General features: G+C 33.3%; 22 protein-coding genes. 9 read left to right on the forward strand and 13 right to left on the reverse strand.

What is annotated here, in order from left to right; translation table 11 throughout:
* Positions 1 to 56: 56 nt before the first annotated feature.
* Positions 57 to 2,474 (reverse strand): outer membrane beta-barrel family protein, encoded by a 2,418-nt coding sequence (locus O5O44_RS03865; RefSeq protein WP_289195809.1) that lies wholly within the window; start codon positions 2,472 to 2,474, stop codon positions 57 to 59.
* A gap of 203 nt (positions 2,475 to 2,677) precedes the next feature.
* On the opposite strand from O5O44_RS03865, the gene O5O44_RS03870 reads away from it, so the two are divergent.
* From O5O44_RS03870 to O5O44_RS03895, 6 genes are all read left to right on the forward strand, one after another.
* Entirely contained in the window at positions 2,678 to 3,709 is a 1,032-nt protein-coding gene (locus O5O44_RS03870) for a M20/M25/M40 family metallo-hydrolase (RefSeq protein WP_289195810.1), read from the forward strand.
* The gene (locus O5O44_RS03875; protein WP_289195811.1) at positions 3,702 to 4,388 is read left to right on the forward strand and encodes an SDR family NAD(P)-dependent oxidoreductase; all 687 of its coding nucleotides are present in this window, start codon (positions 3,702 to 3,704) and stop codon (positions 4,386 to 4,388) included. Before O5O44_RS03870 ends, O5O44_RS03875 begins: the two co-directional genes overlap by 8 nt.
* A gap of 3 nt (positions 4,389 to 4,391) precedes the next feature.
* Positions 4,392 to 5,027: an HAD family hydrolase gene (locus tag O5O44_RS03880; RefSeq protein WP_289195812.1), complete on the forward strand. Its 636-nt coding sequence runs from the start codon at positions 4,392 to 4,394 to the stop codon at positions 5,025 to 5,027.
* A gap of 143 nt (positions 5,028 to 5,170) precedes the next feature.
* Complete coding sequence (locus O5O44_RS03885) at positions 5,171 to 5,767, forward strand: SprT-like domain-containing protein (RefSeq protein WP_289195813.1); 597 nt, start codon at positions 5,171 to 5,173, stop codon at positions 5,765 to 5,767.
* Between the two features lie 5 nt (positions 5,768 to 5,772).
* A complete protein-coding gene (locus O5O44_RS03890) occupies positions 5,773 to 6,852 on the forward strand; it encodes a mannose-1-phosphate guanylyltransferase (RefSeq protein ID WP_289195814.1) in 1,080 nt (359 codons plus the stop codon).
* A 3-nt stretch (positions 6,853 to 6,855) separates the two neighbouring features.
* Complete coding sequence (locus O5O44_RS03895) at positions 6,856 to 8,337, forward strand: DUF389 domain-containing protein (protein WP_289195815.1); 1,482 nt, start codon at positions 6,856 to 6,858, stop codon at positions 8,335 to 8,337.
* A gap of 22 nt (positions 8,338 to 8,359) precedes the next feature.
* On the opposite strand, the gene O5O44_RS03900 is transcribed toward O5O44_RS03895, so the two are convergent.
* The 3 genes from O5O44_RS03900 to O5O44_RS03910 all read right to left on the reverse strand — a co-directional run bounded on the left by O5O44_RS03900 (position 8,360) and on the right by O5O44_RS03910 (position 10,964).
* Complete coding sequence (locus O5O44_RS03900) at positions 8,360 to 9,316, reverse strand: bile acid:sodium symporter family protein (protein ID WP_289195816.1); 957 nt, start codon at positions 9,314 to 9,316, stop codon at positions 8,360 to 8,362.
* Positions 9,317 to 9,459: 143 nt separating this feature from the next.
* Positions 9,460 to 10,227: an ABC transporter ATP-binding protein gene (locus tag O5O44_RS03905; protein ID WP_019386226.1), complete on the reverse strand. Its 768-nt coding sequence runs from the start codon at positions 10,225 to 10,227 to the stop codon at positions 9,460 to 9,462.
* The gene (locus tag O5O44_RS03910; protein WP_019386227.1) at positions 10,227 to 10,964 is read right to left on the reverse strand and encodes an MlaE family ABC transporter permease; all 738 of its coding nucleotides are present in this window, start codon (positions 10,962 to 10,964) and stop codon (positions 10,227 to 10,229) included. The genes O5O44_RS03905 and O5O44_RS03910 overlap by 1 nt, the downstream gene beginning before the upstream one ends.
* 111 nt (positions 10,965 to 11,075) lie before the next feature.
* Here O5O44_RS03910 and pafA point away from each other — a divergent pair, with 111 nt between their 5' ends.
* The gene (gene pafA / locus O5O44_RS03915; protein WP_289195817.1) at positions 11,076 to 12,719 is read left to right on the forward strand and encodes an alkaline phosphatase PafA; all 1,644 of its coding nucleotides are present in this window, start codon (positions 11,076 to 11,078) and stop codon (positions 12,717 to 12,719) included.
* The gene (locus O5O44_RS03920; RefSeq protein WP_289195818.1) at positions 12,712 to 13,521 is read left to right on the forward strand and encodes a DNA/RNA non-specific endonuclease; all 810 of its coding nucleotides are present in this window, start codon (positions 12,712 to 12,714) and stop codon (positions 13,519 to 13,521) included. Before pafA ends, O5O44_RS03920 begins: the two co-directional genes overlap by 8 nt.
* 38 nt (positions 13,522 to 13,559) lie before the next feature.
* On the opposite strand, the gene O5O44_RS03925 is transcribed toward O5O44_RS03920, so the two are convergent.
* The 4 genes from O5O44_RS03925 to gcvP form a co-directional block, all read right to left on the reverse strand.
* Complete coding sequence (locus tag O5O44_RS03925; RefSeq protein WP_289195819.1) at positions 13,560 to 14,411, reverse strand: glycosyltransferase family 2 protein; 852 nt, start codon at positions 14,409 to 14,411, stop codon at positions 13,560 to 13,562.
* Between the two features lie 72 nt (positions 14,412 to 14,483).
* On the reverse strand, positions 14,484 to 15,005 hold the full coding sequence (locus tag O5O44_RS03930; RefSeq protein ID WP_019386231.1) for a class I SAM-dependent methyltransferase: 522 nt from the start codon (positions 15,003 to 15,005) through the stop codon (positions 14,484 to 14,486).
* 54 nt (positions 15,006 to 15,059) lie between these two features.
* Positions 15,060 to 16,118 carry a 3-oxoacyl-ACP synthase III family protein gene (locus tag O5O44_RS03935; protein ID WP_289195820.1) on the reverse strand — a complete coding sequence of 353 codons (1,059 nt, stop codon included), beginning with the start codon at positions 16,116 to 16,118 and terminating at the stop codon, positions 15,060 to 15,062.
* A 103-nt stretch (positions 16,119 to 16,221) separates the two neighbouring features.
* Positions 16,222 to 19,071, reverse strand: coding sequence for an aminomethyl-transferring glycine dehydrogenase (gcvP, locus tag O5O44_RS03940; protein ID WP_289195821.1), 2,850 nt, complete (start codon positions 19,069 to 19,071; stop codon positions 16,222 to 16,224).
* Positions 19,072 to 19,192: 121 nt separating this feature from the next.
* Here gcvP and O5O44_RS03945 point away from each other — a divergent pair, with 121 nt between their 5' ends.
* A complete protein-coding gene (locus tag O5O44_RS03945; RefSeq protein WP_289195822.1) occupies positions 19,193 to 20,011 on the forward strand; it encodes a UbiA prenyltransferase family protein in 819 nt (272 codons plus the stop codon).
* Here O5O44_RS03945 and O5O44_RS03950 read toward each other — a convergent pair.
* The 5 genes from O5O44_RS03950 to purE all read right to left on the reverse strand — a co-directional run bounded on the left by O5O44_RS03950 (position 20,004) and on the right by purE (position 23,678).
* The gene (locus tag O5O44_RS03950) at positions 20,004 to 20,264 is read right to left on the reverse strand and encodes a hypothetical protein (RefSeq protein WP_289195823.1); all 261 of its coding nucleotides are present in this window, start codon (positions 20,262 to 20,264) and stop codon (positions 20,004 to 20,006) included. The genes O5O44_RS03945 and O5O44_RS03950 overlap by 8 nt on opposite strands.
* A 2-nt stretch (positions 20,265 to 20,266) precedes the next feature.
* A complete protein-coding gene (locus O5O44_RS03955) occupies positions 20,267 to 20,818 on the reverse strand; it encodes a sigma-70 family RNA polymerase sigma factor (RefSeq protein ID WP_019386236.1) in 552 nt (183 codons plus the stop codon).
* A gap of 72 nt (positions 20,819 to 20,890) precedes the next feature.
* Complete coding sequence (locus O5O44_RS16305) at positions 20,891 to 20,953, reverse strand: hypothetical protein (RefSeq protein WP_350494442.1); 63 nt, start codon at positions 20,951 to 20,953, stop codon at positions 20,891 to 20,893.
* 55 nt (positions 20,954 to 21,008) lie between these two features.
* Entirely contained in the window at positions 21,009 to 23,048 is a 2,040-nt protein-coding gene (locus tag O5O44_RS03960) for a M3 family metallopeptidase (RefSeq protein ID WP_289195824.1), read from the reverse strand.
* 147 nt (positions 23,049 to 23,195) lie between these two features.
* Positions 23,196 to 23,678, reverse strand: coding sequence for a 5-(carboxyamino)imidazole ribonucleotide mutase (gene purE, locus O5O44_RS03965; protein ID WP_289195825.1), 483 nt, complete (start codon positions 23,676 to 23,678; stop codon positions 23,196 to 23,198).

Raw genomic sequence — 23,678 nt, forward strand, 5'->3', positions numbered from 1 at the left:
GAAAGCAAGAATCTCAACATATTAAAACCTGTTTCATACAATTGAAGCAGGTTTTTTTAATTTACTCTCTGTCTTTCTTCTTCTGAACCTGTTTCACGATTACGTGAAGATTTAAGTTTTGTATTTCCGAAATTTCGAGAATAACTCAACGAAAATGTTCTGTTGAAAAAGTCGAAGGTATTGTTCGTTTTTATATTTTGTTCAGGCAAGTCGGTTCCGCCGTTAAACTCAATACTATCTAAAATATCACTTATTGAAAATTTAAGTGTTCCCCATTTATCGCTAAACTTCTTTTGAAGCCCTAAATTAATACCATATACTTCATCGTATTTTGCAGATCCAAAAAATCCTGGGCCATTATAAAATCCAGATAATTCTGCCGAAAAACTATCGGATATTTTAAACGAATGTGTACTGTTTGCTGAAAAATTACCTAAGCTTAATTCGATAGGTTCATCATTGTAAAAGACTCTTACCTTTTGTTTAATAAAAGTAAGGTTGTTTTGGGTGCGCCACCAATTCGTTAACTTTATTGGCACTCCTAAGGTAATGCCAAATGTTTTGGTATAATCTAAATTAGCAGCTTCAAAAATTAATCTTCCTGTTGCTTCATCTATACGTTCTTGAAAATTGGCTATAGAGGAATCTTCTACGGTATATTGAAAGGATAAAAAATAAGATTTGATATTTACATCAAACTTAAAAGCGTTGGATATTGCGGGTTGTAATGATGCGTTACCAGACAAAAACGTATTGGGATCAAAAAAGATAACAAAAGGAGCTAAATCGTTAAACGTTGGTCTGGTAATTCTTTTGGAGTAAGAAAGATTAAGGCTTAGTGAATCGTTAATTTTTCTATTTAAAAATACACTTGGAAACCAAATACCGTAATTTCTATCAACTACAGTACCCTGGGTGTCGGTATCTAATTTTGAGTCTGTATGTTCGTAGCGAACACCTGCTTTAAGACTGGTTTTATCATTAAATTTGTATTCTAAAGCACTATAAGCTGCATATATTTTTTCGTCTAAATCACTTTTATTAGTTAATGTTGCATCTGATACCCAAACATTATTTTCAAAATCATCAACATTTACATCGTTTTCAAAATTAGATTTTGTGCCTTTTACACCAGCTTCAATTTTTATTTTGTCATTAACCTTATTGCTATAATCTAACTTACTAACCCAAGTTTTTATAGGTGTTTTTTTACCACTTCTTAAAAGCTCTGTTCTGTCAAAATTATTGTTTTCATCATAAAAAGAATTTTCGTAGTTGGTAGGATTATCAAATTTATATTTGAGATAATCAATATCGAAACTTAAAAACTTATTTTCTGTAAAATTGTGCTTCACATTATAGTTTATTCCAAAATGCTTGAGGTGGTTTATTTCGTTATTATCTAAAATAACATAAGAAGTTGGTGTTCCATTTTCTGTATCAATACTATTGTTTATGGCATCCATAGACCATCTGTTATCAAAGGCACTAACCAACACACCCATGATGGTTTTATCAGAAGTATTTACATCCAATCCTAATCGTAAATTGTGATTTCGCTGTCTTGGGTCTCTATCTGTAATTGTGCTTGAGGTCAATAAATCACCATTGTCTTCATATTGTCTGCTGGTTTTAAAGATTTGGTCTCTGTTATCGATCGAATAACCATAGCTTCCATAGAGGTTGACACTTTTTTTTCTGAAGTTAAAATTTAAATTATTGTTGTTGGTTACACCCTGCCCATAGCCACCAGAAATAGAATATGAGCCATTTAAACCTAAATCGGTACGTTTTTTCAAAACAATATTTATGTATCCTGCATTCCCTTCGGCATCAAAATTAGATGGAGGTGTTGTTATCAATTCTATTGAAGAAATATTATCGGCACTCATCCCTTCCAACATTTGCACTAAAGATGATGCCGGCATGTAACTTATTTTATCATTTATCATAACAACAACACCTTCTTTACCAACTATAGAGATACTGTTACTTTGCCTATTAACATTAACACCTGGAGAACGTTCAAGCACTTCCAAAGCTGTTCCGCCAGCCGAAACTATACTGTTTTCTACATTAATAACCATTCTATCTACTTTTTGCTGATATAAGGGCTTTCTAGCTTCAACAAAAACTTCATTTAGTTGTTCTCCTTCACTTAGCATAAGTGTTTCAACTTTATAGTCTGAATCTAAGTAAAATGAATTGGAGTAAGTTGTTTTATAACCCACATAACTGCTCATAATGAGATAGTTATCACTTGGTATATTTTCAATTTTATAAGTGCCTTTATCTGTAGAAATGGTGCCTTTAATCAAGGTGGAATCACTAGCCTTTATTAATAATACGTTCACGTAAGGGATGCCTTTGCTATTATCGTCTGAAATTAATCCAGTTACTGTGTATTTAGATTGTGAAATTCCTCCTACTGATATCAAAAACACGAAAAATTTAAGAATAAATTTAAAATTCATTTTAATTGAATTTGAAAGTGAATATTTATAAGATCAGTACAGTAAATGTAATTCTAATCTTAATAAGTTGCTAGAATAGCTTTAAGGAAGAAAATGTTAACTAACTCAAATATAGTATATTAATTAATTCAATGGTAATTAAAAACTATTTATTTTACCGCTACCTTTTTGTTTTTTACCTTTAAATCTTAAATGAATAACTAATGAAAAAACTTTTCGTATTAATTTGTATATCGACTTTTTTATTAAGTTGTAAGACTCCAGAGGTCATAATAAACAGCAATGGTTCTAGTGCAAGAACTAATTCATATCCATCAAAAGAACAGGTAACACCGTCGGCTTCAACTAAAATCGATGCCAATAATCAAGCATCACGATTAAGTATTGAAGGGTCGCTAAACTACTTAGCTTCAGATGCGCTGGAAGGCAGGCAAACTGGTACACCGGGTATTGAAAAAGCTGCCATTTATATTGAAAACGTATTCAAAGAAAATAATGTAAAACCTTATTTTGAAACCTATCGAGATAGCTTTAATATAAAAGATATTGTTGGCTACAACATTGTTGGATGTTTAGAAGGTACCGATCCAAACATAAAAAACGAATTTGTGATTTTAGGTGCGCATTACGATCATATCGGAACATCTAAGGAAGTAAATGGCGATTCCATTGCCAATGGAGCAAACGATGATGCTTCGGGCACTGTTGCGGTTTTAGAATGGGCAAAATATTTTGCGAAAACCAAAAGTAATAAGCGTAGTGTTTTGTTTACCTTATATGCCGCAGAAGAAATGGGTTTGAAAGGTTCTGAACATCTTGCAGCACGATTAAAATCTGAAAACATAGACTTACATACCATGATTAATTTTGAAATGATAGGTGTGCCTAGAGCTGAAACTGAAATTTTGGCTTATATGACGGGTTACGAAAAATCGAATTTGGCTAAAACTCTAAATGAATATGCGGGTTCAGAAATCATAGGGTTTTTTCCTAAAGCAAAAGAATTTCGTCTCTTTATGCGTTCGGATAATTATCCGTTTTATGAACAATTTAAAGTGCCAGCACATGCTATTTCTACCTTCGATTTTACTAATTTTGAGTATTACCATCATGTAGATGACGAAACCGAAAAAATAGATTTTAATCACATGACCAATTTTATAAATAAAATGATTCCAGCACTAGAAGGTATGATTAATACACCTTCGAAAGAAATAAAAATGAACAATGAGTAAAAAACACGTTATAATAACAGGCACCAGTAGAGGAATAGGTTTTGAGTTGGTTCAATTATTTGCAAAAGCAGGTTGTAAAGTTTTAGCGCTTTCGCGGAATGAGAAGCCCATTCAAAGTTTAAACTTAGAAAATGTGACTTCGTTTTCGTTCGATTTGGGTGATTCTAAAGCATATAAAAAAGTTGAAAATTTTATAAAAGATGAATGGAAACATGTTGATGTTTTAATAAATAATGCGGGTACACTTTTAAATAAGCCATTTGCTCAAACGTCAATTGAAGATTTTGAGCAAGTGTATAAAACCAACGTTTTTGGGGTTGCCGAATTAACAAGAGTTGTATTGCCTTTTATGAAAAATAAGAGTCATGTGGTAACTATTAGTTCTATGGGTGGCGTTCAAGGCAGTATGAAATTTCCTGGGTTAGCGGCGTATAGTTCAAGTAAAGCTGCAGTAATTACGCTTACAGAATTATGGGCTGAAGAGTACAAAAGCACTGGAATTTCCTTTAACGTGTTGGCTTTAGGGGCAGTACAAACCGAAATGCTAGAAGAAGCTTTTCCAGGGTATCAGGCGCCAACAACAGCCTTAGAAATGGCTCAATATATTTTTGACTTTTCATTAAATGGCAATACCTATTACAACGGAAAATTGTTGCAAGTTTCCAATTCTACGCCATAGTATATGAGTAAATACAAATGCATAATTTTCGATTGCGATGGTGTTTTAGTAGATAGCGAAGCTATTTCTGCTGGCGTATTAGTTGAAATGGGTAACCAATTGGGAGCCAATATGACTTTTGAAAACACCTTGCGAGAATTAAAAGGAACTTCCTATCAATATTGTGCTGAATATATATCTAACCGAATTAAAGTTCCACTTCCTGTTAATTTTGAAACGGATTATCGTATAAATTCATTTGAAGCCTTTCGCCAAAAGCTACAGCCAATAAATGGGGTGAAAGAGGTAGTTGAAAACTTAAAAATGCCTTTCTGTGTTGCCTCTAGCGGACCAGAAAATAAAATACGATTAAACTTAGATGTTACTGGTTTACTGCCATACTTTGAAGACCGTATATTTAGTTGTTTCGCAATTCAGAAATGGAAACCAGAACCCGATATTTTTCTTTGGGCGGCAGAAACAATGGGTTTCAATCCTGAGGAATGTTTGGTTATTGAAGATAGTCTTATAGGAATCAGAGCTGCTAAAGCGGGTGGGTTTGATGTTTATGGATTTGCTGAGCACGATTTTAACAACGAATTACAGACTGAAGCTTCCCTAACGTTTAAGAGAATGTCTGAACTATTAGATATGTTGTGATTTTTTGAAGTCTCTTTTAACTAATGCGGATATGAATTTGCTTTAATGTTTTAAATCCATAGTTAAAATATATTCTATTTTTTTTCTCACAAAGTCAATTAAATTAATATGGTCTTTTCAATAAATCTAGTATTTTAGCGCTAATGCAAAATCAGCTTCAAGATTATGTGCCTGCCCATGCGCTTCCGTTAGTTTTAAATCTTTTAGAACAGGAGCATGTAATGGTTAAAATTAAGAAAGAACGAAAAACACGCCATGGCGATTATAGGTTTTTACCTAACGGAAAACATCAAATTACTGTAAATTCGAATTTAAATGAATACCGTTTTTTGATTACCTTAATTCATGAAATTGCACATTTTGAAGCCTATAAATTGTACGGAAAATTTATAAAACCACATGGTATCGAATGGAAACGCACGTTTCAGCATTTAATGTTACCGTTTTTAAATCCAGAAATTTTCCCGAATGAGTTGCTGCCATTGTTGGCGAAACATTTTAAAAACCCAAAAGCGTCTAGCGATACAGATGCACCATTGACCTTAGCTTTAAAGCAATTCGACGAACCCAATAATAAAACATATATTTTCCAAGTACCTTTGGGGCATACTTTTCTTGCAAATAACGGAAAAGTGTTTAAAATGAATAAAAAACGAGTAAAACGCTTTGAGTGTGTTGAGGTTAAAACAGGAAGATTATATTTGTTTAATCCAAACGCTGAAGTGGAACTGATAAATTAATTATTATGAATAAAAATTATTATGCCATATTAATGGCAGGAGGAGTAGGATCGAGATTTTGGCCTATTAGCACACAAGATTTTCCTAAACAATTTCACGATATGTTAGGAACTGGCGATACCTTAATTCAAAAAACATTTCATCGTTTAGCAGATTTAATTCCAAAGGAAAATATTTTTATTTTAACCAACGAGCGGTACAACGACTTGGTTTTAGAGCAACTACCAGAAGTAGAGCAACGTCAAGTGGTATTAGAACCTGCCATGAGAAACACAGCGCCATGTATTTTATATGCATCATTAAAAATTCAAAAAGAAAACCCGGATGCTGTTATGATAGTAGCTCCCAGCGATCATTGGATTGAAGATGAAAAAACGTTTTCGAAAAATGTGCAACAAGCTTTTGATTATTGCGAAAATAATGATGCGTTAATGACATTAGGCATTCAACCAACATTTCCTAATACAGGATATGGTTACATTGAATTTGATAAGTCTTCCGCGGAAGCGATAAAAACTGTAAATCAATTTAGAGAAAAACCAGATTACGAAACGGCAAAATCATTTATTTCTCAAGGAAATTTCCTTTGGAATGCAGGTATTTTTATGTGGAGCGCTAAAAGTGTCATAAAGGCTTTTCAAAATAATCAACCCGAATTATTTAAATTATTCGAGAGTGGAATTCCTGTGTACAATACCGAATTTGAAAATGAGTTTATTAAGGAGAACTATCCGAATGCTGAAAATGTATCAGTAGATTATGCCATTATGGAAAAATCGGCAAATGTTCATGTAATTGCTGCCGAATTTGATTGGAACGATTTAGGAACTTGGGGTAGTTTATACGACAAGTTGGATAAAGATGAATCTGGTAATGCCGTTGTGAATGCGAGGACATTAGCTGAAGATGCATCGGGTAATATGATAAGAACAAAAAAGGATAAAATTGTTGTTATTGACGGTCTTCAAGATTATATTGTTGTTGATAAAGAAGAAGTTTTGCTTATCTTTCCTAAATCAAAAGAACAAGATATAAAAATGACACTCCAACAAGTTAAAGATAAATTTGGAGAGCAATATGGTTAAATCATGAGCGAAGAGAGTAAGTTTAATTTTTCGGATGAAGCCCCTAAAGATGAGGCTTTAACAAACGAACAAAACGTTGAGCAATCAAAAGAAAGCATAAAAAAAGATGCTCAAGGTCTTATGGCCAGTATCAAAAAGTTTCTTAGTGAACTATTAGATTTTAGAGAAGATACTGATAGAGATGCTACTATTCTAGCCATAAAAGGAGATATCCCTTTTAAAGGTGCTACAGCGTGGATATTAGTATGTTCTATATTTGTAGCTTCCGTTGGATTAAATGCTAACTCTACTGCAGTTGTTATTGGTGCGATGTTAATTTCACCACTTATGGGGCCTATCTTAGGTGTAGGACTTTCTATTGCCATAAATGATATTGATACTTTAAAACGTTCGTTAATAAACTTAGCCACTATGATTGTGTTGAGTTTATTAACTGCTTTCTTGTTTTTTAAATTTTTCCCGCTTAGTGAAGATACCAACGAACTTTTAGGACGTGTAAAACCAGATATTAGGGATGTACTAATTGCCTTTTTTGGTGGTTTAGCCTTAATAATTGCTAGAACTAAAAAAGGAACCATCGCTTCGGTTATTTTTGGTGTTGCTATTGCCACTGCTTTAATGCCGCCGCTTTGTACGGCAGGATATGGTTTAGCAAAAGCGAACTTCGTTTACTTTGGTGGAGCTATGTATCTCTTTACCATTAATACCATATTTATTGCCTTGGCTACTTTTTTAGTGTTAAAACTACTAAGGTTTCCTATGCTTAAATATGCCAATTCTAAAAAGAGACTCTTTATTTCAAGAATGGCAACCTTGTTGGCTATTGTAGTAATGATTCCTGCAGGTTTTACTTTTATAGATGTTTATAGAGAGAGTAATTTTAAACGTGATGCTGGTTTGTTTGTTGAAAACGAATTAAGTGCTCTACCGCATGCAGAGTACATTAAAAGTAATGCTATTTATAAATACGGCGGAAATGAGGAAAGTAAAATAGAACTAAATACTTTTGGTTTGGATGAAATTCCAGAATCTTCAATCATGCTATTACAAAGTAGAATGAAAGATTACAGTGCCTTATCTGATAGTAAATTAGTTGTGAATCAAAATAGGTCTAAAAATTTAGATAATTTTAAATATATGGAAGAACTAAGAACTAGAGATTCCCTAGACTTATTATCGCAAACTCAGAAAATAAATTACTTAGAAAATAAGGTGCAGCAGCTTTCAAAATTAGAGCGAAATCATGTGGCTTTAGATGAATTGTTAGCTGAAATAAAAATAAATTACGAAACCATCGAGCAGTTTTCTTATGCGAGTGTTATCAATTCTAATTTTACTAAAATGGACACTTTATCTGTGTTTTCAGTTAAATGGGTAGATTCTTTAGCGAAAGAAGATCAGCGCAAAAAAGATAAAGATAAACTTGAAAAATGGTTGAAATTAAAACTAAGTTTAGATACGCTGGTAGTACGAAGAATAAATTAATAATATTAGGTCTTTAAGAAATTTATTGATTAACTGGTGTTCTATCTCTCCACCAGGATGCTAGCGCAGAACCAGAGATATTCATCCATGGCCCAAAAATAGCTGGTGCTAAACCTACTGTTGAAACTTTTCCTAATTCTAAAGCAATACCCGAAGCTAACCCGCCATTTTGCATTCCAACTTCTAAGGCAATCGTTCTGCAATCATTTTCCTTTAATTTAAATAGCCTGCAACCCCAGTACCCAAAAAAGTAACCTGTAGTATTATGAATAATAGCTGCGACTACTAACAAAAGACCTATATCTAATAAATTATCTCTGCCCGCGGCAACAATAATAACAATAATTAAAGCAATGGCACCCATTGAAATTTTTGGTAATAAAATATCTAACCAAGGAAATTTACCATGAAATAAACGATTAAAAATTAATCCAGCAATTATTGGAACAATCACCATTTTAACTATACTAAGCATCATTTGATAAATGTCAATGGGGATAAACTCACCAGCTAAAAGTTCCATGAGTAAGGGGGTTATAAAAGGAGCCAATAATGTAGATATGGCCGTTAAAGTTATTGATAGCGCTAAATTGGCTTTTGCTAAAAACACCATAACATTTGATGCTAAACCGCTTGGTGAACAGCCTATTAAAACAATACCTGCGGCAATTTCGCTTGAAAAACCAAATAATTGCGCAATTGAAAATCCCAAAACAGGCATTATAGTAAACTGACAAATTAATCCTATAAGCACGCCTTTTGGCATTTTTATAACACCTTTAAAATCTTGAATACTCATAGAAGTACCCATGCCAAACATAATAATTTGTAATAAAGGAACAATTAAAAGCTTTAACTTAAAATCCCCAATTTGAATAAAAAGTTCAGGATAAAACATGGCTAAAGCCACGGCTGCAAATATTAAAATGGTGAAAGAAAGACTCTTATAAAGCTGACTGCATCTTGCGGTGATACTCAAAAAAGTTAAAAGTAAAATAATGGGTATGCCTATAAATTGTTTATAGCCAATTAGTAAAAAAATTAGTGTGATTAAAAAACATATTGCAGCAGATATCAAGGAAATTTTAAATGCTTTTATCATAAGAATAATTCTTAACTATTTTACTCGTTTTCCTCTATGTACATTTTACGTACTTTTTTAAACAGATTTGAAGAGTAAACAAAATCGGTAACCGATTCATTATCTGTTTTAAAAATGGTTTCATTGGAGCCTTCCCATGCTTTTAATCCATTTTTTAAGAAGACGATTTTTTCACCAATTTCCATTACCGAATTCATATCATGAGAATTAATTACGGTAGTAATTTGATATTCATCGGTAATCTCTTGAATAAGGTTGTCTATAACAATAGCTGTTTTAGGGTCTAATCCAGAGTTTGGTTCATCGCAAAATAAATACATAGGATTGTTTACAATAGCGCGAGCAATAGCCACACGTTTTTGCATACCACCAGAGGCTTCACTTGGCATTTTTTTATGAGCATCGTCTAAATTAACACGTTTTAAAACAAAATCAACACGATCTTCCATTTCGCTTTTGCTTTGTTTGGTAAACATCTGCAACGGAAACATTACGTTTTGTGCAATAGTCATGGAATCAAACAAGGCGCTACCTTGAAAAACCATACCGATTTTGGCTCTTAGGTTACGTTTTTCATCTTCAGAAAGTAATGAAAATATTTTACCGTCGTAAGATATGGTACCCTCTTCATAATCAAATAGGCCTAATAAGCATTTTAAAAAAACCGTTTTTCCCGAACCACTTTGCCCAATAATAAGATTGGTTTTTCCTTTATCAAAAGTGGTGCTAATTCCTTTTAAAATTTCAACATCGCCAAACGATTTATGTAAATTATTAACTTCTATCATTAGCTTAATAACATTTGGGTTAGTAAATAATTTAAAAGTATGATAAGCACACTGGTCCATACAAACGACGTTGTACTAGCCTTACCAACTTCTAGTGCACCACCTTTCATGTAATAACCATGAAACGAAGGAACCGTAGCCAGTATAAACGCAAATACAAAGGTTTTTATAAATGCATAGGTAACATGAAACGAAATAAAATCGGTTTGAATTCCTACTATATAATCTTCGAGTGTGCTAAAACCACCATAGACGCATGCCGCCATACCACCAAGAATGCCTAAAAACATGGCAATTGAAATAACAAATGGGTATAATAATAACGCTATGAATTTTGGAAAAACCAGATAATTAAGCGAGTTTATTCCCATAACCTCTAAGGCATCAATCTGTTCGGTAACGCGCATCGTTCCTATGCTAGAGGTAATAAACGAGCCTACTTTACCAGCCATTATAATAGACATAAATGTAGGTGCAAATTCCAGAACAATAGATTGCCTTGTTGCGAAACCAACAAGGTATTTCGGAATTAAAGGGTTATCAATATTTAATGCTGTTTGAATAGTAACAACGCCTCCCACAAAAAAAGATATAAATGCCACAATACCTAACGAGCCAATTATTAAATCATCAACATCTTTAAGTATCAATTGTTTCATTACAGTCCACTTTGTGGGTTTACGAAACATTTCTACAATCATTAGAAAATAAGCGCCTATATTATGGAGGTATGTCATATATATATTTGTAAGTGCTAATGTAAAAAAAACTTAGGGGTATTTAACTTTAATTTTAAATAATGATGCTTTAATATTTGTATTTTTGAGCCAATTAAATTCTTTTTATTGATGAAATATCTTTTCACATTTTTTATTGTTTTTTTTCTATCGTTATCAGTTTTTGCCCAGAATGAAAGACCAAAGTTGGTTGTTGGAGTTGTTGTAGACCAAATGCGATATGATTATTTAACTCGTTATTATGATAAATATGGTGATGGTGGATTTAAACGTTTAATTAACGAGGGCTATAATTGTAAAAACAACCATTTTAACTATATACCTACCAAAACGGGTCCGGGACATGCTTCAATATTTACTGGTACTACCCCTAAATACCATGGTATTATTGGTAATGATTGGTTTGATAAAGATCAAAAAAAGAATGTGTATTGTGCCAGAGATAGTAATTTAGAGTCTATAGGCACAGAAAATGAAGCAGGAAAAATGTCTCCACATAGAATGCTTGCATCAACATTTGCAGATGAAAATCGATTGTTTACTCAAATGCGAGGTAAATCTATCGGGATTTCACTAAAGGATAGAGGTGCTGTTTTTCCGGCGGGTCATGCTGCCAATGCTGCTTATTGGTTTGATTTTGAAAACAATGGTTCAGGTAATTGGGTAACTAGTTCATTTTATATGAAGGCGCTTCCTAAATGGGTAACAAATTTTAACGCATCGGATGCGACTGAAAAATATTTTATAGAATGGAATACTTTGTATGATATAAATACTTATGCAGAGAGTGGAAGTGATTTAAATAATTTCGAACGTATTTTTGAAGGTAAAACTACAGCGACATTTCCTTACGATTTACAAAAGCTAAAACGCGATAATGGTAACTTTGAAATAATTGTTGAAAGCCCTTATGGAAATAGTTTAACGACAGATTTTGTAATAAAGGCTATTGATGCTGAAGGTTTAGGAAAAGATGATATAACAGACGTTTTAACAATAAGCTACTCTAGTACAGATAAAGTTGGTCATGATTTTGGTCCAAATTCTATAGAAATTGAAGATACTTATTTGCGCCTTGATTTAGATTTAGAACGCTTACTAAAAGCTCTGGATGACAAAGTTGGTGAGGGTGAATATACCGTGTTTTTAACCGCAGATCATGGAGCATCACATGTACCTAATTATTTAAAGTCAAATCATATTCCTTCAGGGCTTTTTGATGAGAGCAAAATGTTTGATGAAATGAATGCCTTTTTAGAAGAACAATTTAAAGTTTCGGGTTTAATTTTAAGTAGAATTAATAGCCAAATTTTTCTTAATCACAAGAAAATTATTTCGAATAACTTAGATTTAAAAGAAATAAAAGAATTTTTAGCGCTTGAATTATTAAAGTATAAGCTAATTGATAAAGTATATGTAACCTCTGATATAAATCAGTTTATTGGTTCTCATGGTTATGTTGAAACCCTTTTGGAGAATGGGCATAATCAGAAACGCTCAGGCGACCTCATGTTTGTTTACACCCCCGAAGTTTTTAAAGACACAAAATGGAACAGAACAGGAACCGATCATCATTCAGGATTTATGTATGATACTCATGTACCATTGTTATTCTTTGGAAAAGGCATTAAAAAAGGTCAAACATTTAAGAAAACAGAAATTACAGATATTGCACCAACCATGTCAGCACTTTTAGGTATAAGTTTTCCAAATGCCGCAATTGGTCAACCTTTAGATTTTGTTTTTGATGAGTAAAAAATCAATCTTTTCATTACTTGCAATTCTAATTGTTTTAGGTGTTTATACATACGAACATTTTCTAAAGGAAGAAGAACAAGTTGAGATTATTGCTGAAGGAAAAGCAGTTAAAAATAATACAAACGAATACTTTTTGCCTACATCTACAACAGGGCAAATTGTGCATCATGAAGGTTTCTCCTTATCGTATAGCGAGCCTCACGAACAAGCGGAATGGGTGGCTTACGAATTGAAAAAAGGGCACCTTACTAATACGAATTTTAAACGTCCTTATTTTGAAATTGATAAAGCGGTGAAAACAGGGGCTGCAAGTTGGAGAAACTACAAGAATTCAGGTTTCGATCGCGGGCATCTTTGTCCCGCTGGTGATAGAAAGTATAGCCAGAATGCGCACGACGAAACTTTTTTAACTAGTAATATAAGCCCTCAAGAACACAGTTTTAATTCTGGTATTTGGAATACTTTAGAACAGAAAGTGCGTTATTGGGCTAGTAAATATGATGGTGTTTTTGTGGTTACTGGTGGTGTTTTAAAAGGACAAATGAAGACCATAGGAAATGAAAAGGTGTCAGTGCCAAATCAATTTTACAAAGTGTTGATTGATAATAATACGGGAAAAACAAAAATGATTGCATTTCTAATGCCACATGAAAATTCCAGTAAACCATTATACGAATTTGTAGTTTCGGTTGATGAAGTTGAAGCTTTAACTGGCATTGACTTTTTTCCAGAGTTAGACGATACTATCGAAAATAAGTTGGAAGCGTCAAGTAGTTACAAAGATTGGAGTTTTAACTAGCCGAATGAGTTTTAAGATGCGGAGCGTTGTTGCAGCATCTATAATTTAAACTTGCCAAGAATCCCTTTCCATCGTAATTCCCTAATAAAGTGTCCTTCTTCTTCCGAAACTAAAAAAGGTAATTTTTCTTTTTTAGCTTTAAAATACCCTGCCATATAATCTTTAAACAAAGAAAAATTTCCTTTTCTGTACGCTAATTTTAATGCAGAAATGCTTGTAATTATAAAACCGTAGCGCATTTTATACATTGCTTCACCTTGCAAATATTTTGAGCCCTTGTTGTAGCTTATTCCGGTTGGTTTTAGGTGTTTTACCTGTAACAATTCATCAGTTAAAATATCCCAGTTGTAATATTTTGCCAATAGTTCATCAATGGTATCCCAACCCATGGATGGTTTTAATTTTCCAATTTCCAAAAAACAATCTTTTTTATAAGCTTTTAGGGCACCTCGAATATGGTCTTTTCGGGTAAGATTTTCTAAAACCCATTGATTGTCTTTTTCTATGTAACAAAAGCCAGATACCATACCTAGTCTGTTGTTTTTTTTAAAATGATTTGAAATCACTTCTAAGTAATTAGACGGAAAAATTAAGTCGGCATCAAACTTACAAATCACATCATATTGGTCGTCTAAAGTATCAAACCCTTTATAAAAGGCATTTATTATTTTTGAACCTGGTAAATGCTGATTGGAAGATTTATTGTTAACTAAAGAAATAAAAGAATGTTTTTTAACATAGCTATCAACGATAGATTCAGTATTATCGGTAGAATTGTCATTAACTACAACAATTTGTTTTGGTTTCAAAGTTTGATTAACCAAAGAGTGAATTGTGAGTCCTATAGAATCTGCTTCGTTATGTGCAGGAATGACAATGTAAAAGTCCATGTTGTAAATTTCAATATATAAATATCAAAACCCAATTTTTAAAGCATTAATTTTTAAAACTTGATTTAAATGTTATGCCTTTTCAGCATACACAATATAATATCGAGGAGTGAACCATCGTAAAATTGGTCGGATACCAATTTTTTTTGTTGGGTTTGTCCATTTTTGGCGGTCTATTATTCTCCATCCGGCTTTTTCAAGTAACCAGTCAAATTGCCAATCTTCAAACTCATGATAATGTCTGTCTAGCATATCGGTTTTACTTCTATAAGCCGAAGAAAACCATAATTTAAGAGGTACACTAGCCACCAATTTATTCGATTTTATAGATTTTAAAACTGTAAAAGGGGAAAGCAAGTGTTCAAATATTTCAAATGCAGTAACTACATCGGCGTTAGAGTTTTCAATAGTTGAAGTGTCTAAATCTAAATCTTCACCTTTAGTATTTTCAACGGTATAACCATGATCTAACATGATTTTAGAAAATGGATTAGTAACTCCTAAATCTAAAATTGAAGATGAATTCGTAACGTGTTTTTCTAGAAACTCAATAGTATGTTTGTATCGCTTATTAGGAAAGGTTTTCTCGTACATTCAACATTTCTTTTTTATTTCCGTGAAAACAGAATCCTTAAAATCATTAACTACTTATTGCTTGTAAATGATAGCATTTATGTTCATGCCTGCTCCAACACTAGCAAAAATAACGACATCACCTTTATTTATTTCTTGATTGTCAAGTTCACCATTTAAAATCAAATCATATAAAGTAGGAACCGTAGCAACACTTGAGTTTCCTAGTTTTCCGATACTCATGGGCATAATATTTTCTGGCATCTGCATATTATAAAGCTCGTAAAAACGTTTTACAATGGCTTCGTCCATTTTTTCGTTGGCTTGATGAATGAGTATTTTTTTGACATCAGAAATAGATACTCCACTTTTGTCAAGACAAGATTTCATAGCCAAAGGCACATTGGTTAATGCAAATTCATAAATTTTTCTACCATACATCTTTATGTAACGTCGATTGTCAACAGAATTTTGATTGTTTGTTTGACCGAAGAATATAAAATGAGCTTCATCTAATGCAAAAGTTGCCGAATCGTGCGTAATAATGCCACCTTCATCATCAGTAGCTTCGATAATTACTGCCCCAGCGCCATCGCTATAAATCATAGAATCTCTATCATGTGGATCTAAAATTCGCGATAACGTTTCAGCACCAATCACCAAACATTTTTTGGCTATCCCAGATTTAATAAAAGCATTGGCTTGAATTACCCCTTCAACCCAACCTGGGCATCCAAAAAGTAAATCGTATCCAACACATTTAGGATTTTTAATTCTTAGCAAATGTTTTACCCTTGAAGCGATACTTGGAACCGTATCACTTTGTATACTACCAGATCTAACATCACCGTAGTTATGCGCAACAATAATATAATCTAAATCTTCACGATTAATTTTAGCTTTTTCTATGGCTTTCTCAGCTGCAAAAGTAGCAAGATCGGAAGTGTTTAAATGACTTTTAGCATAACGACGCTCTTCAATTCCAGTAATAGCTTTAAACTTTTTAACAATCACTTCGTTAGGCGCATTAATTGTTGAGCCATCACTATTTAAAAATTCGTGACTGTGAAAATTTTCGTTCTTTTCTATATTGGCTGGTATATAGCTACCAGTACCTGTAATTTTAATATTCATAAATATGAAAATTGCTTATAATTTTGTTCTTATTAGCAAATTAAATTATTTCAAAATAATGACGTTATTATTTTATAAAATTTTACGATGTTCAAGACCTATTTTAGGCTTCAATAAAAGCTTCTATTGGCGTACAAGAGCATATTAAATTTCTATCGCCATAGGCATCATCAACACGTCTTACACTCGGCCAAAATTTATTTTCTCTTACATAGTCTAGTGGAAAAGCAGCTTCTTCTCTAGTATAAGGAAAATCCCAAGTATTTGCAGTAATCATATCAAGCGTATGGGGTGCATTCTTTAAAATATTATTTTCATCTTCTTTTGTTACACCGTCTATTTCTTTTTTTATTGAAAGCATAGCATCACAAAAACGATCAATTTCATCTTTACTCTCGCTTTCAGTTGGTTCAATCATTAAAGTTCCTGCAACAGGAAATGATACTGTTGGCGCATGAAAACCATAATCCATTAAACGCTTAGCAATATCAGTAACTTCAATTCCATTTGCTTTAAAAGGTCGGCAATCCACAATCATTTCATGAGCTGCACGCCCACGTTCACCAGAGTATAATGTTTCAAAACTACCGTGTAGACGGTGCTTGATATAGTTAGCATTTAATATGGCTATTCTAGTGGATTCTGTTAATCCTTGAGCGCCCAACATCTTGATATAACCATAGGAAATCAAGCAAGCCAATGCAGAACCATAAGGTGCAGCAGAAATTGCAGTTATGGCTTTTTCGCCTCCCGTTTTAACCAAAGGATTTCCTGGTAAAAAAGGAACAAGTTGTTTTGCTACACAGATTGGTCCAACTCCAGGACCACCGCCGCCATGAGGAATAGCAAAAGTTTTGTGTAGGTTTAAATGGCATACATCGGCTCCAATATTCCCTGGATTGGTTAATCCTACTTGGGCGTTCATGTTTGCACCATCCATATATACTTGTCCGCCATTATCATGAATAATTTTGGTGATTTCTTTGATTGCAGATTCGTAAACACCATGTGTTGATGGATAGGTAACCATTAAACAAGATAAGTTGTCTTTATGTAATTCGGCTTTTTCGCGTAAATCATCGACGTCTATATTACCTTCTTCAGTCGATTTTGTAACTACTACTTTCATTCCAGCCATAACCGCACTTGCAGGATTTGTTCCGTGTGCAGATGATGGAATTAAGCAAATATTTCTATGGTGATCATCACGAGATTCATGGTAGGCTTTTATAACCATTAGTCCAGCAAATTCACCTTGCGCGCCAGAATTTGGTTGCAATGAAGTTGCTGAGAAACCTGTTATTTCAGTGAGTTGGTCTTCCAGTTCTTTTAAAACAGTAAGATAGCCGTGAGCTTGTTTTTTAGGAACAAAAGGATGAATATTTGCCCATTTATAAATACTTAAAGGTAACATTTCGGCAGCTGCATTTAGCTTCATCGTACATGATCCCAAAGAAATCATGGAGTGATTTAATGCTAAATCTTTACGTTCTAATGATTTGATGTAACGCATCAACTCGGTCTCAGAATGGTAAGTATTAAACACAGCATCTGTTAAGAATTCCGACTGCCTTTTTAAATTTTCAGAAATATTATTGGCATGTTCAACTTCAGAAATCACAATCGTTTCTTTGCCTTTAGCTTCAGCAAATACTGAAATTAAATAATTAATATCTCTTATCGAAGTTGTTTCGTTTACTGAAATTGTCACCGTTTCTTTATCAGGATAAAATAAATTAACCTTCTTGTTAGTCGCAACTTTTTTTATAGATTTTGCATTTGTTTTTATTTGAAGCGTATCAAAATATGAAGTATTTGTTTGTTGATAACCAAGTTTTTCTAAAGCATTTGCTAACGCTACGGCTTTATTGTGAACTTCACTTGCAATGAATTCTAAACCTTGCGGACCATGATAAACGGCATACATACTGGCCATAACCGCTAACAATACTTGAGCGGTACAAATGTTGGAAGTAGCCTTGTCTCTTTTTATGTGCTGTTCTCGGGTTTGTAATGCCATACGTAACGCGCGGTTACCATTGGCGTCTTTTGTTACGCCAATAATACGCCCTGGGATATCACGTTTGTATTGTTCTTTCGTGGCAAAATAAGCTGCGTGCGGGCCACCATAACCCATTGGGATTCCGAAACGTTGCGTGGTTCCAACAACAACATCTGCTCCAAATTTCCCTGGGGCCTCGAGTTTTACTAAGCTTAAAATATCGGCAGCAACTGCTACTTTAATTCTATTCTCCTCAGCTTGATTAATAAATGATTTGATGTCGGTAATTTGACCATCTTTCCCTGGATATTGAAGTATGGCTCCAAAAAATTCTTCTGAAAAATTAAAGCTTTCTTCTGTGCCTATAACAAGTTCAATGCCTATTGGAATGGCTCTAGTTTGAAGTAATGATAATGTTTGAGGTAAAATATTTTCAGAAACAAAAAATTTATTAATACCCGCTTTTTTCTGATCTCGTTCTCTTACTGCGAATAATAAACTCATGGCTTCGGCAGCAGCAGTACTTTCGTCCAATAATGAGGCATTAGCAATTTCCATTCCAGTGAGTTCAATCACCATAGTTTGGTAATTTAATAAGGCTTCAAGTCTTCCTTGTGCTATTTCTGCTTGGTAAGGTGTGTATGCCGTGTACCAACCTGGATTTTCAAGAATATTTCTTTGAATTACAGCTGGTAAAATGGTAGGATGATAACCTAAACCTATGTAAGTTTTATAGACTTTGTTTTTTTTAGATAATTCATGAATATGTAATAAATACTCATGCTCCGACATCGGTTCATCTAAATCTAAATCTTTTTTCAAACGAATATCATCAGGAATAGTTTCGTAAATAAGTTGGTTTAAAGAGTCTAATCCTAACGTGTTTAACATGAGTTTTTGGTCGTCTATTCTAGGACCTATATGACGCAAAGCGAAAGCATTTGTATTCATTAATGCGGAATTTTATTATATAATTCGCAAAAATACGTAATATTTAATGTGTTTTATTGAGTGAAATGGAAAGTTTTTAACTATTCACAAACGTTATCAACACTTTAGTTACTTTTGCTTTATGACACTCCTTAAACAGATTCTTAATTTTTACATCAATAGCAGTATTCATGTGGCTTTGTCGGTGTTCTCATTGACTTGGATTACCTTGTTGGAACTAGATTTAAGTTACAGTGAATCCGTACTATATTTTGTGTTTTATGCTACAATTACAGGGTACAATTTTGTAAAGTATTTTGGGGTTGCCAAATTCAGACACCGAAAGTTGGCTAATTGGCTTAAGTTAATTCAAATTTTATCTTTTATTTGCTTTGTATTGATGTGTTTCTATGCGCTTCAATTATCGATCAAAACACATGTTTTTATTGGCTGTTTCACCTTGCTTACTATATTATATGCCATTCCCTTGTATCCTAAACACAAGCAAACATTACGGAATGTTTGCGGGTTAAAAGTTTATGTGATTGCTTTGGTTTGGACAGGAGTAACGGTGTTTATTCCAGTAATTAATTCTAATATTGAGGTGAGTACAGATATAGCCATAATCGGGATTCAGCGGTTTATATACGTTTTGGTATTAATGTTGCCTTTTGAAATTAGAGACTTAAAATTTGATAATTTAAAATTATTCACCATCCCTCAAATACTTGGTGTGAAAAAAACGAAAGTTTTAGGTGTGTTACTTTTATTGATGATTTTCTTGTTGGAATTTTTCAAGGACGAAATAAGCCAAACTTCTATTTTGGTTTTATCAATCACAGCTATAATAACTGGGTTGTTTGTAGTTTTTAGTAAAGTTGAACAGCAGAATTATTACAGTTCGTTTTGGGTAGAAGGATTGCCAATTTTTTGGCTTGTTTTGATACTGATGTTTAATTAGAAATTTCTCTTATAGCTTTATCTAGATCTTTTTTCATAGCATCTTTGCAGCTCTTTTCTAAACACACAATTTCTGATTTTGCAATGGTTTCAGTAAGTGTAGCATTATTTTTTGAGTATTTTCTACAAGCCCTACAGTAAATTAAATGCAAGCTTAGAATTATTTTTTCCCAAAGTGAAGCATCTTCGTACTGTGTTTTGTCGCAAACATGATTTGCTTCGTCGCACTTAATTTTAAATTTAAATTTACTCATAATTAAAACCAATTTTCTTTTAGGCAATCGGCCATAGCAGTACGGGCTCTATGTATAATTACCCAAAGGTTAGACGCTGTAATATTTAATTCATTACATATAACTTCTGTTTCATAACCAAGTATGGTTTTCATTTTAAAAACTTCAGCTTGTTTTGGTGGTAGTTTTTCAAGACAATTATAAATGGCATCACCAAGCTCAGTATTTTGCATCGTGTCTTCAGCCGTTTTATCAAAAGGGTCGGCAACACGTTCTTCCAACCAATCGCCTTCACTTTCTGAATCGCTGTAATTAATTCTAACTTCGGCTTTGCCTTTATTAGAATTTATTTTCCGATAATAATCAATAATTTTTCTTTTTAATATAGAAATTAACCATGTGCGTTCACTGGCTTCTCCTTTGAAGTTTTTCATTGATTTTAAGCCTGCAAAAAAGGTGTCTTGCACTAAATCTTGAGCAATATTACTATCATTTACACGCGATATGGTGTAGTTATAGAGATAATCAGAATAGCGATCAATCCATTGGTTTGGATCTATGACATGGTTAGGCATCTGCAATGCAATTTTTTTGAATTTCAAAAATAAGCTAAAAAAGTGAATATAATCAACATTAGACTAAATCTCTCAGGGCTTTTCAATAGTTGTAATCCTAAATTTAAAACCATTATTTAGTAACCGTTTCGGTATAACGGTTCTACTTTTTTATGAGAAAATTTAATCTAAAATATCAAATACAAATCTTTTAAGTTTTAATCAATCCAGCACGTTTCAATAACGCTTCAGGTTTTGGTTCTTGACCTCTGAAACGCTTATAGAGCGTCATGGGGTTGTCTGTCCCACCTTGGCTTAATACATGTTTTTTAAATTTATTGGCAACGGTTTTGTTGAAAATGCCTTTTTCCTTGAAATATTCAAAAGCATCTGCATCTAGTACTTCTGCCCACTTGTAACTGTAATACCCTGATGAATAACCACCTTGAAAAATATGAGAAAATGAGGTGCTCATACAAGTTTCTTTAGTTTCAGGATATAAAGTTGTTCGTTTAAAAGTTTCTGTTTCAAAAGCTTTTACATCCTTAATCTTTGATGGGTCTTGCCCGTGCCAACTCATATCTAACAATCCAAAGCTCAATTGGCGTAACGTTTGCATCCCTTCATGGAAAGTTGCTGATTCTTTGATTTTATCAACTAATTCCATCGGAATGACTTCTCCGGTTTCATAATGTGTCGCAAACAATTCTAAGGCCTCTTTCTCATAACACCAGTTTTCTAGAATCTGACTTGGTAATTCTACAAAATCCCAATATACGCTCGTTCCTGATAAACTAGGGTAAGTAGTGTTCGCAAGCATGCCATGAAGGGCGTGACCAAATTCATGAAATAAAGTAGTAACCTCATTAAACGTAAGTAAAGACGGTTTCGTTTTTGTGGGTTTTGTAAAATTGCAAACTATTGAAATGTGTGGCCTACTATTTTCACCATCTTTAATGTATTGCGGCTTGTAAGATGTCATCCACGCGCCATTACGTTTTCCTGGTCTTGGAAAAAAATCGGCGTAAAAAAGAGAAATATAATTCCCTTTAGAGTCGGTAACTTTATAGGTTAAAACGTCTTCGTGGTATTTATCAATATCATTGATTTCTTCAAAGTGTAAATCGAAAAGTTTATTAGCAACGGTAAAAGCACCATTGATGACATTTTCTAATTTAAAGTAAGGTTTAAGCAATTCGTCATCAAGACTAAAAAGTTTTTGTTTTAATTTTTCAGAATAATAAGAACCATCCCATTTTTCTAAATGATCGATATTATCTAATTTTTTAGCAAAATTTTCAAGTTGTTTAAACTCGCGTTTAGCCGCTGGTTTTGCTTTTTCCAACAAATCGGTCGAGAACTTTAATACGGTTTCAGGAGTTTCGGCCATACGTTCTTCAAGTACAAAATGAGCATGTGTTTTATAGCCTAAAAGATTAGCGCGTTCGTGTCTTAGATTAACAATTTGTAACACAATTTTTTGATTGTCTAATGTGTCGTTTTTAAACGATTTACTTCCAGCAGCAAGTGTTATTTTTTTACGCAAATCTCTATTATCGGCATAAGTTACAAATGGGATAAAGCTAGGATAGTCAAGTGTAAATAACCAACCGGCTTTATTTTTTGACTCTGCCATTTGTTTCGCTGCTTCTTTAGCCCCTTCAGGAAGTCCAGCTAAATCGGTTTCATCGGTAATTAGCATCTCAAATTTATTGGTCTCAGCTAACACATTTTCGCCAAATTTTAATTTTAACTGACTTAATTTTTTATCGATTTCTCGAAGTTTGGTCTTTTTGTCTTCAGGAAGATTGGCGCCATTTCTGGAAAAACTTTTATATTTTTTATCTAGAAGTGTTGTTTGTTCAGTTGTTAATTCGAGATTGTTTTGAGAATCATAAACTGCTTTTACACGCTTGAATAAATCTTCATTTAAAGTTATGTCATTACTAAACTCCGAAAGTAAAGGCGAAACTTCTTGAGCTATTTTTTGAATTTCTTCATTGGTTTCAGCAGAATTTAAATTGAAAAAGATACTTGAAATTCGATCCAATTGTTCTCCAGAAAATTCTAAAGTTTCGATGGTGTTTTTAAAAGTTGGATTTTCAGGATTGTTTACAATACTATTGATCTCCTTTTTTGCCATTTTTATGGCTTCTTTAAATGTGGGAAGGAAGTCCTTATTTTGAATTATTCTGAAAGGAGCAGCGTTATAATTTGTTTTAAATGGGGTAACAAGTGCTTTTTTTATCATTTTTTCAATAAATATGTTAAAAATAAAATTTACTATGTATGCATAGTAAATTTTTATTTATTTTTGCAGCCAATAATACACAGAGTGACTAACTCTTGAGAATTATTTGTTAATAGCTGAAAACCCTGAAGTAATTCGGGGTTTTTTTTATTTTAAATCTTTAGCAGATTCGTTGACTTTAATTTTTAAACCTTCTTTATAAGCTATGATTTTGTCTAGCACACATTTATCACTAGAACCTATAATTTGAGCAGCTAAGATACCCGCGTTTTTGGCACCATTTAAAGCTACAGTAGCAACCGGTACACCACCAGGCATTTGTAAAATAGAGAGTACAGAATCCCATCCATCAATTGAGTTACTGCTTTTTACAGGAACGCCAATTACGGGTAGGGGCGATAAAGAAGCAATCATTCCCGGTAAGTGCGCTGCTCCACCAGCTCCTGCTATTACAACAGAAAAACCTCTGGTGTGTGCATGCTTTCCATAATCAAATAATTTTTCTGGGGTACGATGCGCAGAAACAATATCTACTTCAACTTCAATATCAAATCCTTTTAAGATGTCTATGGCATCTTGCATTACTGGTAGGTCGCTTTTGCTTCCCATAATAACTCCTACTTTGCTCAT

Source organism: Algibacter luteus (assembly GCF_030344935.1).
Lineage (GTDB): Bacteria > Bacteroidota > Bacteroidia > Flavobacteriales > Flavobacteriaceae > Arenitalea > Arenitalea lutea.